15 protein-coding genes and 1 pseudogene are annotated in these 18,304 nt (G+C 60.1%); 10 read left to right on the top strand and 6 right to left on the bottom strand.

The annotated features are described in order from the left end of the window. Positions 1-32 precede the first annotated feature (32 nt). The gene (locus tag F8N12_RS03990) at positions 33-977 is read right to left on the bottom strand and encodes a choline ABC transporter substrate-binding protein (RefSeq protein WP_150579279.1); all 945 of its coding nucleotides are present in this window, start codon (positions 975-977) and stop codon (positions 33-35) included. A gap of 205 nt (positions 978-1,182) precedes the next feature. On the opposite strand from F8N12_RS03990, the gene F8N12_RS03995 reads away from it, so the two are divergent. Continuing rightward, positions 1,183-2,127, top strand: a complete 945-nt coding sequence (locus F8N12_RS03995) for a GlxA family transcriptional regulator (protein WP_150579280.1) — start codon at positions 1,183-1,185, stop codon at positions 2,125-2,127. 124 nt (positions 2,128-2,251) lie between these two features. Here F8N12_RS03995 and F8N12_RS04000 read toward each other — a convergent pair whose 3' ends face one another. The 3 genes and pseudogenes from F8N12_RS04000 to F8N12_RS04010 form a co-directional block, all read right to left on the bottom strand. Beyond that, positions 2,252-2,668, bottom strand: a complete 417-nt coding sequence (locus tag F8N12_RS04000; protein ID WP_150579281.1) for a DUF3010 family protein — start codon at positions 2,666-2,668, stop codon at positions 2,252-2,254. A gap of 30 nt (positions 2,669-2,698) precedes the next feature. Next, a pseudogene (locus F8N12_RS28095) lies at positions 2,699-2,863 on the bottom strand (transcriptional regulator); the annotation flags it as partial. A 4-nt stretch (positions 2,864-2,867) separates the two neighbouring features. Then, positions 2,868-3,269, bottom strand: coding sequence for a lysozyme inhibitor LprI family protein (locus tag F8N12_RS04010; protein WP_150579379.1), 402 nt, complete (start codon positions 3,267-3,269; stop codon positions 2,868-2,870). A 234-nt stretch (positions 3,270-3,503) separates the two neighbouring features. On the opposite strand from F8N12_RS04010, the gene F8N12_RS04015 reads away from it, so the two are divergent. From F8N12_RS04015 to F8N12_RS04040, 6 genes are all read left to right on the top strand, one after another. Next, on the top strand, positions 3,504-4,481 hold the full coding sequence (locus tag F8N12_RS04015; RefSeq protein ID WP_150579282.1) for a dipeptidase: 978 nt from the start codon (positions 3,504-3,506) through the stop codon (positions 4,479-4,481). A 152-nt stretch (positions 4,482-4,633) separates the two neighbouring features. Continuing rightward, positions 4,634-5,164 (top strand): DUF5943 domain-containing protein, encoded by a 531-nt coding sequence (locus F8N12_RS04020; protein ID WP_008033249.1) that lies wholly within the window; start codon positions 4,634-4,636, stop codon positions 5,162-5,164. 15 nt (positions 5,165-5,179) lie between these two features. Continuing rightward, a complete protein-coding gene (dgcA, locus tag F8N12_RS04025; protein WP_150579283.1) occupies positions 5,180-7,240 on the top strand; it encodes a dimethylglycine demethylation protein DgcA in 2,061 nt (686 codons plus the stop codon). Positions 7,241-7,343: 103 nt separating this feature from the next. Next, on the top strand, positions 7,344-9,293 hold the full coding sequence (gene dgcB / locus F8N12_RS04030) for a dimethylglycine demethylation protein DgcB (RefSeq protein ID WP_150579284.1): 1,950 nt from the start codon (positions 7,344-7,346) through the stop codon (positions 9,291-9,293). After that, the gene (locus F8N12_RS04035; protein WP_150579285.1) at positions 9,293-10,513 is read left to right on the top strand and encodes an electron transfer flavoprotein subunit alpha/FixB family protein; all 1,221 of its coding nucleotides are present in this window, start codon (positions 9,293-9,295) and stop codon (positions 10,511-10,513) included. Before dgcB ends, F8N12_RS04035 begins: the two co-directional genes overlap by 1 nt. Before the next feature lie 14 nt (positions 10,514-10,527). Continuing rightward, a complete protein-coding gene (locus tag F8N12_RS04040; protein ID WP_150579286.1) occupies positions 10,528-11,298 on the top strand; it encodes an electron transfer flavoprotein subunit beta in 771 nt (256 codons plus the stop codon). A gap of 691 nt (positions 11,299-11,989) precedes the next feature. On the opposite strand, the gene gbcA is transcribed toward F8N12_RS04040, so the two are convergent. Beyond that, positions 11,990-13,285 carry a glycine-betaine demethylase subunit GbcA gene (gbcA, locus tag F8N12_RS04045; protein ID WP_150579287.1) on the bottom strand — a complete coding sequence of 432 codons (1,296 nt, stop codon included), beginning with the start codon at positions 13,283-13,285 and terminating at the stop codon, positions 11,990-11,992. Between the two features lie 297 nt (positions 13,286-13,582). On the opposite strand from gbcA, the gene gbcB reads away from it, so the two are divergent. Beyond that, complete coding sequence (gene gbcB, locus F8N12_RS04050; RefSeq protein WP_150579288.1) at positions 13,583-14,683, top strand: glycine-betaine demethylase subunit GbcB; 1,101 nt, start codon at positions 13,583-13,585, stop codon at positions 14,681-14,683. 187 nt (positions 14,684-14,870) lie between these two features. On the opposite strand, the gene F8N12_RS04055 is transcribed toward gbcB, so the two are convergent. Continuing rightward, positions 14,871-15,911, bottom strand: coding sequence for a low specificity L-threonine aldolase (locus tag F8N12_RS04055; protein WP_150579289.1), 1,041 nt, complete (start codon positions 15,909-15,911; stop codon positions 14,871-14,873). Positions 15,912-16,042: 131 nt separating this feature from the next. Between F8N12_RS04055 and F8N12_RS04060 the strand changes: the two genes are divergently transcribed. Continuing rightward, positions 16,043-16,759, top strand: coding sequence for a TraX family protein (locus F8N12_RS04060; RefSeq protein WP_150579290.1), 717 nt, complete (start codon positions 16,043-16,045; stop codon positions 16,757-16,759). A 283-nt stretch (positions 16,760-17,042) separates the two neighbouring features. After that, complete coding sequence (gene glyA, locus F8N12_RS04065) at positions 17,043-18,296, top strand: serine hydroxymethyltransferase (RefSeq protein ID WP_150579291.1); 1,254 nt, start codon at positions 17,043-17,045, stop codon at positions 18,294-18,296. The last annotated feature ends 8 nt before the right edge of the window (positions 18,297-18,304 follow it).

Genomic DNA, 18,304 nt, shown 5'->3' on the forward strand with positions numbered 1-18,304 from the left:
GGCGGGCTGCGTTTCGCTGGTTCAATTTGGGATTATTTGGTGGTGAGTTTCAGGTTGTCGGCAGCCGGTTTTCCGTCGAAAGTGGTCACGCCTTCAAGCCAGCGTTGCTTGTCTTGAGGATGATCTTTCAGCCATTGTTTGGCGGACTCGAGGGCATCCTTGTGATCCAGCAGCGGCTGCATCATCCGGCTCTCGTCTTCAGCGGTGTAGGTCAGGTTGCTCAGCAAGCGGCCAATGTTCGGGCACTGCTGCGCGTAGTTTGGCGAGGTGACCGTCCAGACCGTGGCCATGCCTTCGTTCGGGCCCAGCGCGTCTTCGCTGCCGGTGAGGTAAGTCAGCTGCACATTGACGTTCATCGGGTGCGGCGCCCAGCCGAAGAACACCACCGCTTCTTTACGCCGCACGGCGCGATCCACCGCCGAGAGCATGCCGGCCTCGCTGGACTCGACCAACTGGAACTTGCCGAGGCCAAACTGGTTTTTGGCGATCATCGCCTTGATCTGCGTGTTGGCCCCCGAGCCGGGTTCGATGCCGTAAATCTTGCCGCCCAGTTCCTTCTCGAATTTGGCGATGTCGGCGAAGGTTTTCAGACCCTTGTCGGCGAGGTAAGTCGGTACCGCGAGGGTGGCGCGCGCGTCTTTCAGGCTCGGCGCGTCGAGAACTTTGACCTGCTTGGCTTCGACAAATGGTGTGATGGTCTGGGTCATCAGCGGGTTCCAGTAACCGAGGAACAGGTCCAGGCGCTGATCGCGGATCCCGGCGAAGATGATTTGCTGGGAGGCGCTGGTTTGTTTGGTGTTGTAGCCGAGGCCGTCGAGCAGCACCTGGGTCATGGCGCTGGTGGCGATCACGTCGGTCCAGTTGACCACGCCCATGCGCACGTTCTTGCACGATTCGGGTTCGGCCGCCATGACGCTGGCGCTGAAGAAAGCGGTACCGCTGAGTGCAAGAACACAGCTGCTGATCAGTTGTTTCATGTCGGTTTCCTCGGCAGACGTTATTGTGGGTCCGGGCGTCTGTGCGCCGGTGATGCCAAGTTACGCAGCTTGGCCCCCGCACAAGCGCACTACGGCGACCAGCACTTGCACTGTAGCGACCTGTGCTCTTGAATGCCGTTGGTAACCGGCGTATCAACGTCTCCACGTTACCTGTCTCTCGTTACCTGCCATTCGAGCGCGTCTAATGCCTCAGGATTTTTACTTCTTGTTGATGCCGGGTTTTTCGGCCATCGGTTTCATCTCGGCCATCGAACCGCTGCGGGTCGCCAATCGCTTTCGCGGCGAGCTGTATCGTTGGCATGTGCTGAGTGCCGATGGCGCCGCGGTGTTGGCGAGCAACGGCATGTCGGTGAACGCTGATGCGGCGCTGGAACCCTTGAAGAAAGGCGCAACGCTGCTGGTGATCGCAGGTTTCGAACCTCTGAAGTTCGCCACCCCGGCATTGCAGCATTGGCTACGCCGACTCGACAGTGAAGGCGTGACACTGGGCGCTATCGACACGGGCAGTTTTGTCCTCGCCGAAGCGGGCCTGCTCGATGGCTATCGGCTGACGTTGCACTGGGAAGCCATCGACGCGTTCAGTGAATCCTATCCACAGCTCAGCGTGACCCAGGAGCTGTTCGAGATCGATCGCCAGCGCATTACATCCGCTGGCGGCACTGCCTCCATCGACCTGATGCTGGACCTCATCGCCCAGGCACATGGCCCGGAACTGGCGATCCAGGTGAGCGAACAATTCGTACTCGGCCGCATCCGCCCGCGCAAGGACCATCAACGCATGGAAGTGGCTACGCGTTATGGCATTCGCAACAAAAAACTGGTGCACGTCATCGGCGAGATGGAGCAGCACAGCGAGCCGCCGCTGAGTACGCTGGCGCTGGCGGAATCGATCAGGGTCACGCGCCGGCAGCTGGAGCGCTTGTTTCGCCTGCATCTGAACGATACGCCGAGCAATTTCTACCTGCGCCTGCGATTGGATAAGGCGCGGCAGCTACTTCGACAGACGGACATGAGCGTGCTGGAAGTGAGTATTGCCTGCGGATTTGAATCGCCGTCGTATTTCACCCGCAGTTATCGGGCGCGGTTTGCGCGCTGTCCTCGGGAAGATCGGCGCACTGCAAAAGCATAAAACACCCGAGAAACCTGTGGGAGCGGGCTTGCTCGCGAAGGCGGCGTGTCAGGAAAGACATACATCATTTGCAACGCCGCATTCGCGAGCAAGCCCGCTCCCACATTTTGATCTACGGTCGCGCCTACTTCTTCACCAGCGCCGAACAGGCCGCTTTATACGCTTCATGCTGATACTTGTTCAGCGTCCCGGGCAGCTCGAAATCATGCTTCTTCGCCTGCGCATTGATCGTCTGCGGTGACCACAGCGTCACCTCGCAGCTTTCCAGCAACTGAAAAATGCCCTCGATCTTGAACGTGGTCGGTCCGCCGGCAAACTCGCCTTTCTTGCTGCGCTTCTTGATCGCAATCCGGTCGATGGAATTCTCCCGAACGAACGACGCTATATGCGCGGCAAAGACTTTGACATTGGCCGCCTCGTCGTCATCGTCGAGGGCAATTTTCTTGGTCGCCAGTGGCAGATGGTTCAGCACCTGACCGTCGAGGGACGCCACGGCAATGATCGCTTCGCTGCCTTTGATTTCGATGCCGCAGATTTTCATGTCCATCCCTTTCACAAAATGTGGTGCAGCTTACAGCTCAAGCTGACTGGCTGTGATACCAAAAGCCTTGGCAATTTTTCGTGAGGCGCCTTACGCGGCTTCGCCACGCTCTTTTGCTGGGCAAACGCCGATTGAGAGATTCGCGCCATCGACGATGCGACTGACCACTTCGCGGGGGATCAAATGAGTTTCCACCGTGTTACTCCTGCCCAATCAACTCCAAAAACTCCGAACGCTCATCACTCATCCGCGCTACGCAGTCATTTTGCGCAATCGTGAAGGCCTTGCTGCCGCTGGTCGCCGGGAACGCTTCCACGGCGCAATCGGCGTCGCGGGTTTTCAGCCATTGTTGCTGGGCCGTCTTCAGTTTGGCGGTGATGTCGCTCAGTTGCGCCGGGTTGTTGCCGTACAGCGACTGCATGCGTTCGCCGAGGCTGAGGTAGTTTTCAGCGAGCAGATCTTCAGCGGCGGATCGGCTGTAGGCCGAGCATTCAAGGGTCTGGACATCGTTTTCGACCGCATCGCAAGGGTTGATGTCGGATTTTTCGGCCGCGTGTACGCCGGTCGCTATCAGTGCCAAAGCCAGGAAGATCAATTTCATTGCGCCGTCGCCCTTTTTATTGTGCCAATCCAGTGATGCGGCGGATTCTGGCGCATGCCGGGGCCCTTGAACAGGTAGCCCGCGACGTTGTGCGACGACCCTTTGTCGCGGATTGACGCTTTCGGCAATTCCCCTGTCGTTTTTGCACCCGGTCACCCGGGCACCGAAGCATATGCTGGCCCCAAAGCGCCGGCACACGATTCGGCGCAGGAATCGACAAGAGGGGACAGCCTGATGAGCCCAGCCGAATTGCACGCCGACAGCATCGTTATCGACGGGCTGATTATCGCCAAGTGGAACCGCGAGCTGTTTGAAGACATGCGCAAGGGCGGTCTGACTGCAGCCAACTGCACCGTGTCGGTGTGGGAGGGCTTCCAGGCCACCATCAACAGCATCGCCGCCAGCCAGAAGCTGATCCGCGAGAACAGCGACCTGGTGATGCCGGTGCGCACCACGGCCGACATTCGCAAGGCCAAGGAGCAGGGCAAGACCGGCATCCTGTTCGGCTTCCAGAATGCTCACGCTTTTGAAGACCAGATCGGTTATGTCGAGATCTTCAAACAGCTCGGCGTCGGTATCGTGCAGATGTGCTACAACACGCAAAATCTGGTGGGTACCGGCTGCTATGAGCGCGACGGCGGCCTGTCGGGCTTTGGTCGTGAAATCGTCGCCGAGATGAACCGCGTTGGCGTGATGTGCGACCTCTCCCACGTCGGCTCCAAGACGTCCGAGGAGGTCATCCTCGAATCGAAAAAACCGGTGTGCTACTCCCACTGCCTGCCGTCGGGTCTCAAAGAGCATCCGCGCAACAAATCCGATGAAGAACTCAAGTTCATTGCCGATCACGGCGGCTTCGTTGGCGTCACCATGTTCGCGCCTTTCCTGGCCAAAGGCATTGATTCGACCATCGACGACTACGCCGAAGCCATCGAGTACGTCATGAACATTGTCGGCGAAGACGCCATCGGCATCGGCACCGATTTCACTCAGGGCCACGGCCAGGAGTTCTTCGAGTACCTGACCCATGACAAGGGCTATGCCCGCCGTCTGACCAGCTTCGGCAAGATCATCAATCCGCTGGGCATCCGCACCGTGGGCGAGTTCCCGAACCTTACCGAGACCCTGCTCAAGCGGGGCCACTCCGAGCGCGTGGTGCGCAAGATCATGGGCGAGAACTGGGTCAACGTCTTGAGCAACGTCTGGGGCGAATAAGCCCCCGATTTCCTGTAGCAGCTGCCGAGGCACGAGGCTGCGTTGCGGTCCCCAGGACCGCCCTGGGGGGCCGCTTCGCAGCCCGACGCAGCCTTCGTGCCTCGGCAGCTGCTACATAACGTCATTTTTCCAATTTCTGGAGTTAAGTTTCCATGGCCAAGATCGCCCCGCAATTACCCATCGAAGTCGACAGCGAAACCGGGGTCTGGACCTCGGATGCCTTGCCGATGCTGTATGTACCGCGCCATTTTTTCGTCAACAACCACATGGGCATCGAAGAGGTGTTGGGCGCCGACGCTTACGCCGAAATCCTCTACAAAGCTGGCTACAAATCCGCCTGGCACTGGTGTGAAAAAGAAGCCGAGTGCCACGGCCTGGAAGGCGTCGCGGTGTTCGAGCACTACATGAAGCGCCTGTCGCAACGTGGTTGGGGCCTGTTCAAGATCCAGGACATCGATCTCGACAAAGGCACCGCCAGCGTCAAGCTTGAGCACTCTGCATTTGTCTATGTGTACGGCAAGGTCGGGCGCAAGGTCGACTACATGTTCACTGGCTGGTTTGCCGGTGCCATGGACCAGATTCTGCAAGCCCGCGGCAGCAAGATCCGCACCGTTGCCGAACAAGTCTACGGTGGCTCCGAAGAAGGCCACGACGACGGTTTGTTCACCGTCAAGCCGTTGTAAGTCGAGGATCCCGCCATGGCTTTCGAAGCAATGTTCCAGCCGATCCAGATCGGCAAACTGACCATCCGTAACCGTGTGCTCAGCACCGCCCACGCCGAGGTCTACGCCACTGACGGCGGGATGACCACCGAGCGGTACGTCAAATATTACGAAGAGAAAGCCAAGGGCGGCATCGGTCTGGCGATCTGCGGCGGTTCGTCCGTGGTGGCCATCGACAGTCCGCAGGAATGGTGGAGCTCGGTCAACCTCGCCACCGATCGGATCATCCCGCACTTCCAGAACCTCGCCGACGCCATGCACAAGCATGGCGCCAAGATCATGATCCAGATTACCCACATGGGCCGCCGCTCGCGTTGGGATGGCTTCAACTGGCCGACGCTGATGTCGCCGTCGGGTGTGCGTGAACCTGTCCACCGTGCCACCTGCAAGACCATCGAGCCGGAAGAAATCTGGCGGGTGATCGGCAATTATGCGCAGGCGGCACGCCGGGCCAAGGCCGGCGGCCTGGATGGCGTGGAACTGTCGGCAGTGCACCAGCACATGATCGACCAGTTCTGGAGTCCGCGGGTCAACAAGCGTACCGACGAATGGGGCGGCAGCTTCGAGAACCGCATGCGTTTCGGTCTGGAAGTTTTGAAAGCTGTGCGCGCTGAAGTCGGCCCGGATTTCTGCGTCGGCATCCGTCTGTGCGGCGACGAATTCCACCCGGACGGCTTGTCCCACGAGGACATGAAACAGATCGCCAAGTACTACGATGACACTGGCATGCTCGACTTCATCGGCGTGGTCGGGTCAGGTTGCGACACCCACAACACTCTGGCCAACGTGATTCCGAACATGAGTTATCCGCCGGAGCCATTCCTGCACCTGGCGGCTGGCATCAAGGAAGTGGTCAAGGCACCGGTTCTGCACGCGCAGAACATCAAGGACCCGAACCAGGCCACGCGAATTCTCGAAGGCGGCTACGTCGACATGGTCGGCATGACCCGCGCGCACATTGCCGACCCGCACCTGATCGCCAAGATCAAGATGGGCCAGATTGACCAGATCAAGCAGTGCGTCGGTGCCAACTACTGCATCGACCGCCAGTATCAAGGGCTGGACGTCCTGTGCATTCAGAACGCGGCCACTTCCCGTGAATACATGGGCTTGCCGCACATCATCGAAAAAACCACCGGGGTCAAACGCAAGGTTGTGGTGGTCGGTGCCGGTCCTGCGGGGATGGAAGCCGCGCGTGTCGCCGCCGAACGTGGCCACGACGTGACGCTGTTCGAGAAAAAGGAATTCATCGGCGGGCAGATCACCACGGCATCTAAAGCGCCGCAGCGTGACCAGATTGCCGGTATCACGCGCTGGTATCAGCTGGAACTGGCGCGTCTGAAAGTCGATCTGCGCCTGGGCACGGCGGCCGATGCGCCGACCATCATGGACCTGCGTCCCGATGTGGTGGTGCTCGCGGTGGGCGGTCACCCGTTCATCGAGCAGAACGAACACTGGGGCGCGGCGGAAGGGCTGGTAGTCAGCAGCTGGGACATCCTCGATGGCAAGGTCGCGCCGGCGAAGAACGTGCTGGTGTACGACACCATTTGCGAATTCACCGGGATGTCGACTGCCGACTACCTCGCAGACAAGGGCAGCCAGGTCGAGATCGTCACCGACGACATCAAGCCGGGCGTGGCCATGGGTGGTACGTCGTTCCCGACTTACTACCGCAGCATGTACCCGAAAGAAGTGATCATGACCGGCGACATGATGCTGGAAAAAGTCTACCGCGAAGGCGACAAACTGGTCGCGGTACTGGAGAACGAATACACCGGCGCCAAAGAAGAGCGGGTGGTCGATCAGGTGGTCATCGAGAACGGCGTGCGGCCGGACGAAGAAATCTATTACGCGCTGAAGGAAGGTTCGCGCAACAAGGGCCAGATCGATGTGGAGGCCCTGTTCGCGATCAAGCCACAACCTTGCCTGGAGCAGAGCGGTGACGGCTATCTGCTGTTCCGCATCGGCGACTGCGTGGCCCAGCGTAACGTGCACGCGGCGATCTATGACGCGTTGCGGTTGTGCAAGGATTTTTGAAAACAGTCACAAGCTGCAAGCCTCAAGCTGCAAGAAAGAGCGCTGGGTGACCGGCTTTTACTTGCCGCTTTTGGCTTGAAGCTTGCCGCTTGAGGTGACTCTGATGTTGAACACCCTTCTTCCAATCCTGTTGTTCGCCGCCCTGGGCCTTGCGGTCCTGGGCGCGTTGCGGCGGATGGCCATGTGGCGCCGGGGCCGGGCTTCGAAAGTCGACCTGATCGGTGGCCTGATTGCCATGCCCAAGCGGTACATGGTCGATCTGCACCATGTGGTCGCGCGGGACAAATACATTGCCAATACCCACGTCGCCACGGCCGGCGGCTTTGTGCTGGCAGCAGTGCTGGCGATTCTGGTGCATGGTTTCGGCCTGCACAGCCGCATCCTCGGGATTGCGCTGTTAGTGGCTTCGGCGGTGATGTTCGTCGGTGCGATCTTCATGTTCCTGCGCCGACTCGACCCGCCGGCCCGTTTGTCCAAAGGCCCATGGATGCGTCTGCCGAAAAGTCTGTTGGCGTTCTCGGCGTCGTTTTTCCTGCTGACCCTGCCAGTGGCCGGCATCCTGCCGGAACATTTCGGTGGTTGGGTGTTGGCGGCGATTCTTGGGGTGGGCGTGCTGTGGGGCGTGTCGGAATTGTTCTTCGGCATGACCTGGGGCGGGCCGATGAAGCACGCCTTCGCCGGCGCGCTGCACCTGGCCTGGCACCGCCGCGCTGAACGCTTCGGTGGCGGTCGTTCCACGGGTTTGAAACCGCTGGATTTGAACGATGCGAATGCACCCTTGGGTGTGGAAAAGCCCAAGGATTTCACCTGGAATCAACTGCTCGGGTTCGACGCCTGCGTGCAGTGCGGTAAGTGTGAAGCCGCTTGCCCGGCCTTCGCTGCCGGCCAGCCGCTGAACCCGAAGAAGCTCATTCAAGACATGGTCGTGGGCCTGGCGGGCGGCACCGACGCCAACTTCGCCGGCAGCCCTTACCCTGGAAAACCGGTCGGCGAACACGCCGGCAATCCGCACCAGCCAATCGTCAATGGCCTGGTCGATGCGGATACCTTGTGGTCCTGCACCACATGCCGCGCCTGCGTCGAGGAATGCCCGATGATGATCGAGCACGTCGATGCCATCGTCGACATGCGCCGTCACCTGACCCTGGAAAAAGGCGCGACCCCGAACAAGGGCGCCGAAGTCCTCGAAAACCTGATCGCCACCGACAACCCGGGCGGTTTCGCTCCGGGCGGGCGGATGAACTGGGCGGCAGACTTGAACCTCACGCTGCTCAGCGAGAAAAAATCCGTCGACGTGCTGTTCTGGGTCGGCGACGGTGCGTTCGACATGCGCAACCAGCGCACCCTGCGCGCCTTCGTCAAAGTGCTCAAAGCGGCAAAGGTCGACTTTGCTGTGCTCGGTTTGGAAGAGCGCGACAGCGGTGATGTGGCCCGGCGTCTGGGCGACGAAGCGACCTTCCAGATGTTGGCCAAACGCAATATCCAGACCCTGGCCCAATACCGTTTCAACCGCATCGTCACCTGCGATCCGCACAGTTTTCATGTGCTGAAAAATGAATACGGCGCCTTCGAGGGTAACTACCTGGTGCAGCACCACAGCACCTACATGGCTGAAATCATCGGCGCCGGTGCGCTCAATCTGGGCCAGCACAAAAGTAGCAGCGTGACCTATCACGACCCGTGCTACCTCGGTCGCTACAACGGCGAATACGAGGCGCCGCGAGCGGTGCTGCGCGCGCTCGGGATCGAAGTGAAAGAGATGCAACGTTCCGGCTTCCGATCGCGCTGCTGCGGAGGCGGTGGTGGTGCGCCAATCACCGATATTCCGGGCAAGCAACGCATCCCCGATATGCGCATGGACGATATTCGCGAAACCGGTGCCGAGCTGGTAGCCGTTGGTTGTCCACAATGCACGGCGATGCTCGAAGGTGTGGTGGAGCCACGGCCATTGATCAAGGACATCGCCGAACTGGTGGCCGACGCGTTGCTCGAAGACGCGCCGGCGAGCAAGCCGAACTCACCGGCCAAACGTGAACCTGCGGAGGCACACTGATGAGCGACATTATCCGCCGCGACCCACGCGCCGAGTGGATCGCCCGTAACCGTCTGCACCCGCTGCACGCGGCCATGCAGCCAGCGCAACACAGCTGGATGGGGCCCAATGGCGTTATCCGCAAAAACCCCCACGGCATGGGTTTCATCGGCCCTAACGGGATCAAGCGTATCGACCGCAGCGGCGCGCAGCAGGGCGGCACCAGCAAGCGCTCGGCCGCTGTTGAAGTGCAGTTGCCGTTGCATCAAGTGCCAGCGCCCGCATTTTACATTAGCGTGGTGCCAGACATGGTCGGTGGCCGCTTGAGCAGCCACGATCGCGACCTGCTCGGGCTGGCGCACCAATTGGCCGGCAAGGACGGCGCGGTGCTCGCCGTAGTCTTCGGTGAACACAAGGAAAGCGCATTCGCCACGGCGGGCGTCGACCGATTGCTGATCCTCGACGGTGACGAGTTCAACGGTTATGCACCGGAGCAGCGGGTGCAAGGGCTGCGGGCTGTGGATAACCAGTTCAACCCACGGCATTGGCTGCTGCCCGACAGCCGCAGTGGCGGCGGCGAACTTGGCCGGCGCTTTGCCGCAGCGCTCGGTGAACGCCCGGCCACGCGGGTCTGGCAGGTCAAGGATGAAAGCTGCATTGGTCGGGCTGGCGCCGGCCTGCAGGACCTTGCACGTCCGGTCGCGCGCCTGATTCTGGCCGCCGCCGAATGCGCCGAAGCGGTCAGCGAAACCCGTCACGAAGTATTGCCGGTAGAGTTATCCACAGCGGTTGCGCGCAGTTTGTCGCGCATTGAAGATTTGGGCGCCGTCGCGGTGGATCCAGCGGCGATTCCCATGGCCGAAGCGGAATTCATTTTCTCCGGGGGCAACGGCGTCAAGGACTGGGCGCTTTTCCACAGGACTGCCCAGGCGTTGGGCGCCACCGAGGGCGCGTCACGGGTTGCCGTCGATGATGGCTTTATGGCGCGGGATCGGCAAGTCGGCGCGTCCGGCACCTGGGTGACGGCGCGGGTCTATGTCGCGGTCGGTATTTCCGGGGCAATTCAGCACCTGCAAGGTATCGGCGCCTGCGACAAAGTCGTGGCGATCAACCTCGACCCTGGCTGCGACATGATCAAACGGGCCGACTTGTCAGTAATCGGCGAGAGTGCGGAAATTCTTCAGGCCTTGATCGATGCGGTAGCGGCTTACCGCAGCGACGCCAAGCGCGATGCGGCTTAAGGGAAGGAACGGTCATGAGCACAACAATCATCAGCCTGGTGTCCATCGGCGCCCACCCCACCTCCGGCCGTCCACGTCGCGCGGAACAAGATGCGCGCGCGGTGGAACTGGGTCTGCAGCTGGCTGGGGATAACTTGCAGGTGTTACATGCCGGTGACGCCGCCGAGCCTGCGCTGCGGGCGTATCTGGGCATGGGGCTGGAACAGCTGCATGTACTGGAGCAACCTGCAGGCGCCGATGCGCTACCCGCATTGACCGCCTATTTGCGCGACGCCGGCGCTCAGGTCGTATTGACCGGCAGCCAGGCGGAAACCGGGGAAGGCTCGGGCATGCTGCCGTTCCTGCTGGCCGAAAGCCTTGGCTGGCCGCTGGTGGTGGGACTGGCCCAGGTTGAATCCATCGACGGCAGTTCGGCCCTGGTGCTGCAAGCCTTGCCCCGGGGTCAGCGCCGTCGCTTGAAAGTGCGTCTGCCGTTTCTCGCCACGGTGGACAACGCCGCGCCAAAACCTCGACAAAGCGCCTATGGCCCGGCCCGACGCGGCGTGTTGCAGGCTGATGACGTTGAAGTCATCGACGATGCGTTGCTTGCCGTTGCCACGCTACAACCAGCCAAACCTCGACCGAAACGATTGAAGGTGATCAAAGCCAAAAGTGGCGCCGATCGCATGAAAGCGGCGACAGCGAAGGCCAGTGGTGGTGGCGGGCAAGTACTCAAAGGCGTGACAGCGCAAGCGGGGGCCGACGCGATTCTGAAGTTGCTGATTGAAGAAGGCGTTGTTCGCTAACAGATCATCAGCGCTCTGCGCATGAAGAAATACACTCTCCAGTTTTAGCTGCAGTGGATAAATCATCTGAGGGGCAATACTTACCCCCAATCTCTGTTGGCGCTTCTGTGGATAAGATGTTCAAGGACGCCTGCAGCCCATGCATGCCGGCGCTTTCAAGCAGTTGATCATAAGTTGATCAAGTTGGCTATATTACCCCTCGATCCGCTGCAAAAGCCTAATTCCCAGGGCTTTCAGCGGTTTTCCACAGCCTGGACAAAGTTGCCCCCAAACTCTGTTGGTGCTTCTGTGGATAAGTTGTGCGTGTTCGTCTACAGGCCATGTTTTGCGGGGGGAGCAGAGCTTTGGTCATAAATTAATCAATCATCATCCAAATACGGCTATTGACATAAGTCACGGTTTTTATTCACTTTTCGCAAAGAATATTCCGGAACTCGGGCAGTTGTCCCCAAATGCTGTGGGTGGAGGTGTGGATAAGTTGTTCGTGGAAGGCTGCATGCGCCGCGCACCATAGCGCTGAACGGAATAGGTCATATTTCGTACAGTGCTAATCGTTTTGAGTGTCTGTAGGGCTAACCCGCCGGGGCGGACGCCCTTTCGAGAAAGCTTGCACCTACACTGCAGGGTGGTCTCAGAGTCCGAGTACACCCCGTCCTGCAGGCGCGAGCTTGCTCGCGATGCGTTTGATCCGCTAACCCTGAACAGGCACTCCTTTAAGGTAAGCCGCCGGCTCGGCACCCAGGTTGTTCAACAGGCGCTCGCTGTACCAATCCACAAAATTCACCACACCAAACTCATAGGTCTTGGAATAAGGCCCAGGCTGATAAGCAGTGGAGTTGATCCCGCGCTGGTTTTCTTCGGCGAGGCGGCGGTCCTGGTCGTTGGTGGCATCCCAGACCTGACGCATGCGGTCGACGTCGTAGTCCACGCCTTCAACGGCGTCCTTGTGCACGACCCACTTGGTGGTGACCATGGTTTCCTGCGCGCTGATCGGCCACACGGTGAAGACGATGATGTGATCGCCCATGCAGTGGTTCCACGAGTGCGGCAGGTGCAGGATGCGCATCGAGCCCAGGTCCGGGTTCTTGATGCGGCCCATCAGTTTGGCGCAGCCCTGTTTGCCGTCGAGGGTCATCGACACTGTCCCCTTGAGCAGCGGCATGCGCACGATGCGGTTGCGCAGCCCGAAACTGGCGTGGGCGTAAGGGATCTTTTCGGCGTCCCAGGCGGCGGCGGAAGCGGCGACGTGGTCCTTGAACGCCTGATCGGCACGCGGGTCGGTGACGTCGTCCCATTCCAGCAGGGTTTTCAGCAGCTCCGGGTGCGAGGCGTTGCAGTGGTAGCACTCGCGGTTGTTTTCCAGCACCAGTTTCCAGTTGGCCTTTTCCATCAAGGTGGTGGTTATGGCCACCTTGGTGTTCTCCATGTCGTACGGTTCCATGTAATGGTTCAGCGTCGACAGGAAGTCATCAATGGCCGGCGGATTTTCCGACAGGCTGATGAAGATGTAGCCGCCGGCCGTCTTCACGTTCACCGGTTTGAGGCCGTACTGCTTCATGTCGAAGTCGGCGCCCATTTCGGTGCCGGCGAACAGCAGGCGCCCGTCCAGCTCGTAGGTCCACTGGTGGTAGTGGCAAACCAGCTTGGCGACTTTGCCTTTCTCACTGGTGCACAGGCGCGAACCACGGTGGCGGCAGACGTTGTGGAACGCGTGCACCACGCCTTCTGCACCGCGAATCACGATGATCGGGTTCTTGCCGACTTGCAGAGTCAGGTAGTTGCCCTTGGTCGGGATCTCGCAGGTCATGCCGGCGATCAACCACTCTTTCTGGAAGATCTCCTGCATGTCGATATCAAACAGCCGCTCGTCAGAGTAAAACGGCTGCGGCAGCGAGAATGTACGCTCGCGCTCTTGCAGCATTTGCGCGGTTGCCTTGCGTGCGGGTTCCAGCGGATCGCCCAGGCTGATTTTTGCGGTGACGTCCATCGATTTGATCCTCAAGGCCATTCTGTGTGGCCGGCGAAAGTGGCTAATCAGGGTTGCGACGCAAGGTGCTAATTGAAGGTGTAAGGAATGTGTATAGGTATGGGGCGAGTGTGGGGCCGGCGCACGGCAGAACCTTATCCATGGGCGACATGGCCCAATCTGTTCCCGACGCGCAACCCCCGGTAGTTGGGGGCTGGTCGCGATAAGTATGTGAATGTCGCAGATAGGTAAATGGGTGGCTCGCGCTATACGCAGAATCGCCACCATAAAGGCCGACACACGGCTACGGAGAACAGCATGTCCAACAGCTTCCTGAATCCGGTTACCACCCAGACCTGGGCCAACGGTCGACACATCGTCCGTTGCGTCAAAGTCATCCAGGAAACCTGGGATGTGCGCACCTTCTGCTTTATGGCCGATCAGCCGATTCTGTTCTTCTTCAAGCCGGGGCAGTTCGTCACCCTGGAGCTGGAAATCGAAGGCGTGCCGATCATGCGTTCGTACACTATTTCCAGCTCGCCGTCGGTGCCGTACAGCTTCTCAGTGACGATCAAGCGCGTGCCGGGTGGCAAGGTGTCGAACTGGCTGCACGACACCTTGCATGAGGGTCAGGAGCTGGCGGTGCACGGTCCGGTCGGGTTGTTCAACGCAATGGACTTCACCGCGCCGAAAGTGTTGTACCTCAGCGGCGGCGTTGGCATCACCCCGGTCATGTCGATGGCGCGCTGGTTCTACGACACCAACGGCAACGTCGACATGGTATTTATCCACAGCGCCCGGTCGCCCAAGGACATCATTTACCATCGCGAGCTGGAGCACATGGCATCGCGAATCGAAAACTTCAATTTGCATCTGATTTGCGAGAAGCATGGTTTGGGCGAGCCGTGGGCCGGTTATCGCGGCTACCTGAACCAGAAAATGCTCGAGCTGATGACGCCCGATTACCTTGAGCGCGAAGTCTTTTGTTGCGGCCCGACGCCGTATATGAACGCGGTCAAGCGAATGCTCGAAGCCGTCGGTTTCGACATGTCTCGGTATCACGAGGAATCGTTCGGCGCGACCCCGCCGGAAGCTCGCGCCGATGCGGTGGAGCAAGCCGAAATCGCTGCCGATGCGCCGGAACTCGACGTGGCGGATCTGCATCAGGTGGAGTTCGTGTCATCTGGGAAAAGCATCCACGTGGCTCCGGGCGAGACCGTTCACGCCGCTGCGGCCAAGGTTGGCTTGCTGATTCCCAAGGCTTGCGGCATGGGCATCTGCGGGACGTGCAAGGTGTTGAAACTGGGTGGCGAAGTCGAGATGGACCACAACGGCGGGATCACCGAAGAAGACGAAGCGGAAGGCTTCATTCTTTCGTGCTGCAGCGTGCCGAAGGGTGATGTGCGGATTGAGTTTTAACCTGGCTGATTTGATCACTTTCTTGAGCGCACTTATCTGTAGCCGCTGGCGAAGCCTGCGTCCGGTGGCATAGCTGTCGTAAGAACAAACAACGCGGTGTGCCAAGCCTGCCGCGTTGAATGGATTTACGACGGCTGCGCCGCCGGACGCAGGCTTCGCCAGTTGCTACAGAGTTCGCCGCGGGATTTTAGCGAGCCATCACTTCGCGAATATCTGCGGCCAACTCGCGCACGCGTTCTTCTTCCGTGTCCCACGAGCACATGAAGCGTGCGCCGCCGTTGCCGATGAAGGTGTAGAAGCGCCAGCCCTTGGCGGTCAGCGCGGCGATGGCCGGTTCCGAGAGTTGCAGGAATACACCGTTGGCCTGCACCGGGAACATCAATTCCACGTCCGGAATATCACTTACCAGTTCTGCCAGCAACTGCGCGCAGTGGTTGGCGTGGCGGGCGTATTTGAGCCAGGCTTCATTTTCCAGGATCCCGACCCAGGGTGCCGAGAGGAAGCGCATTTTCGAGGCCAGTTGCCCGGCCTGCTTGCAGCGATAGTCAAAGTCTTCGGCCAGTTTGTGGTTGAAAAACAGAATGGCTTCACCCACGGCCATGCCGTTTTTCGTGCCGCCGAAGCACAACACATCGACGCCGGCCTTCCAGGTCAGGTCCGCTGGTGAGCAGCCAAGAAATGCGCAGGCGTTGGAGAAGCGCGCGCCGTCCATGTGCAGGTTCAAACCCAGCTCTTTGCAGGTGGCGCTGATGGCGCGAATTTCTTCCGGGGTGTAGATGCTGCCGACTTCGGTGGCCTGGGTCAGGGTTACTACGCGCGGTTTCGGGTAGTGGATGTCCTGACGCTTGAGGGCGACTTCGCGGATCGATTCCGGTGTCAGCTTGCCGTTTTCAGTGCGGGCGACGAGCAGTTTCGAACCGTTGGAGAAAAATTCCGGCGCGCCGCATTCGTCGGTTTCGACGTGGGCGGTTTCCGAGCAGATCACGCTGTGGTAACTCTGGCACAGCGACGACAGCGCCAGCGAGTTGGCCGCCGTGCCGTTGAAGGCGAAAAACACTTCGCAGTCGGTTTCGAACAATTTGCGGAATTGATCGGCCGCGCGCGCGGTCCATTCATCGTCGCCATAGGCGCGTTGATGGCCGTGATTGGCCTGCTCCATGGCAGCCCACGCTTCGGGGCAAATGCCGGAGTAGTTGTCGCTGGCGAATTGTTGGCTCTTGTCGGTCATGGCCGGCTTCCGTGATCGAGGCCCTTATGGTGAAGAGCGTCGTGGTCAATGAGGGTGCGCACTTTACCGAAGATCGTCCGGGGAGCACACGGGATGTTCCTGTCAAAAAAATACACGGGCAACGGGCAATTATGCACATGACTCAACGGGATGGGGCGCTGGATTTGCTCAAGTGGCTGGCCCTGCTGAGCATGGTGCTCGATCACCTGCGATATGTGGGCTACTCCGTCGATTTCCTGTATGTGCCGGGCCGGCTGGCATTTCCTTGGTTTTGCCTGGCGATGGCGGCAAATCTGGCGCGGGTCAATTCTGCTGACGCGACCAGCCAGTGGCGATATCTCGGCTGGTTGCTGCTGTTCAGCGCAATCAGCGAAATCCCCTATCGGCTGTTTATTCCTGATCCCGACACGTTGAACGTGATGCCGACCCTGGTCCTCGGTCTGCTGGTGGCGCGCGGCTGGCAGCAGCCGACGCTGGAATCGCGATTGCTGGCGGTGGGCGCCGTGATGGTTGCGGCACTGTTTCCGGAGCGGCTGATGTTCGGGTTTTTCGGCATGCTGCTGCCGCTGGCGATGCTCCTGGTGTTCCGCCGGCCCTGGTATTTCAGCCTGCTGCCAGGGGTTGTCTGTCTGGCGGCCAATCAATGGCAGGTGCTGTACAGCGCGGCGCGTTGGGGCAACGGCACGGCCATTGGCGGTTTCGTGACATGCCTGATTGCGCCAGCGCTGGGATTGTTCTTGTTGCGACATGCCAAAAACGTCAAGCCGGCACCGATGCGACGCTGGGCGTATGCGCTCTATCCGCTGCATTTTCTCCTGTTGCTACTCGTCCGCCAAATTGCCACATAACCCCGTGGGAGCGAGCCTGCTCGCGATGAGGCCGTCAAAGCCAGCATTGATGTTGCCTGACCCACCGCCATCGCGAGCAGGCTCGCTCCCACGAGGGATCTGGCCGAATTGAGGAGCGTGTTTGGCCAGCCATTTCAGCCCATGTCGTAAACGCACCTTTGCGTGGCGTCCGTAGGCATTTGGCCTGTCTGCGCCGGTCATACCATCGAATCCAAAGGGCACTGCCGAAAGGTGCGAGCCTAACCGAGACGAATGGCGCACCGCCGCCGCTGGGAGAGACGCGATGTTCAGCAAGCAAGACCAGATCCAGGGCTACGACGATGCACTGCTGGCGGCGATGAATGCCGAGGAGCAACGCCAGGAAGATCACATCGAGCTGATCGCGTCAGAGAACTACACCAGCAAACGCGTCATGCAAGCGCAAGGCAGCGGCCTGACCAACAAGTACGCCGAAGGTTATCCGGGCAAGCGCTACTACGGCGGTTGCGAGCATGTCGACAAGGTTGAAGCGCTGGCGATCGAACGCGCCAAGCAGCTGTTCGGTGCCGATTACGCCAACGTCCAGCCACACTCCGGTTCTTCGGCCAACAGCGCTGTTTATCTGGCCTTGCTGCAAGCCGGCGACACCATTCTCGGCATGAGCCTGGCCCACGGCGGTCACTTGACCCACGGCGCCAAGGTGTCGTCCTCGGGCAAGCTGTACAACGCCGTGCAGTACGGCATCGACACCAGGACCGGCCTGATCGATTACGACGAAGTCGAGCGCCTGGCAGTCGAGTGCAAGCCGAAGATGATTGTTGCCGGCTTCTCGGCGTACTCCAAGACTCTCGACTTTCCACGTTTCCGGCAGATCGCCGATAAGGTCGGCGCGCTGCTGTTTGTCGACATGGCCCACGTCGCCGGTCTGGTAGCTGCCGGCCTGTACCCGAATCCTCTGCCGTACGCCGACGTGGTCACCACGACCACCCACAAGACCCTGCGCGGTCCGCGTGGCGGCCTGATCCTGTGCAAGGCCAACGAAGAAATCGAGAAGAAGCTCAACGCGGCCGTCTTCCCGGGTGCCCAGGGCGGCCCGCTGATGCACGTGATCGCCGGTAAGGCGGTGTGCTTCAAGGAAGCGCTGGAGCCGGGTTTCAAGGCCTATCAGCAACAAGTGATCGACAACGCCCAGGCCATGGCCGGCGTATTCATTAAACGCGGCTACGATGTAGTGTCCGGCGGCACCGATAACCATTTGTTCCTGGTCAGCCTGATTCGTCAGGGCCTCACCGGCAAAGAAGCCGACGCTGCACTCGGTCGTGCCCACATCACCGTGAACAAGAACGCTGTACCGAACGATCCACAGTCGCCGTTCGTGACCTCCGGCCTGCGCATCGGCACCCCGGCGGTGACTACGCGCGGCTTCAAGGTTGCCCAGTGCGTGACGCTGGCGGGCTGGATCTGCGACATCCTCGACAACCTCGGCGATGCCGATGTCGAGGCGAATGTCGCGCAGCAAGTGACGGCCCTGTGCGCGGACTTCCCGGTTTATCGCTGAGCGCGGTT

Origin of the sequence: Pseudomonas fluorescens, from assembly GCF_902497625.1 — a bacterium.
Lineage (GTDB): Bacteria > Pseudomonadota > Gammaproteobacteria > Pseudomonadales > Pseudomonadaceae > Aquipseudomonas > Aquipseudomonas fluorescens_BQ.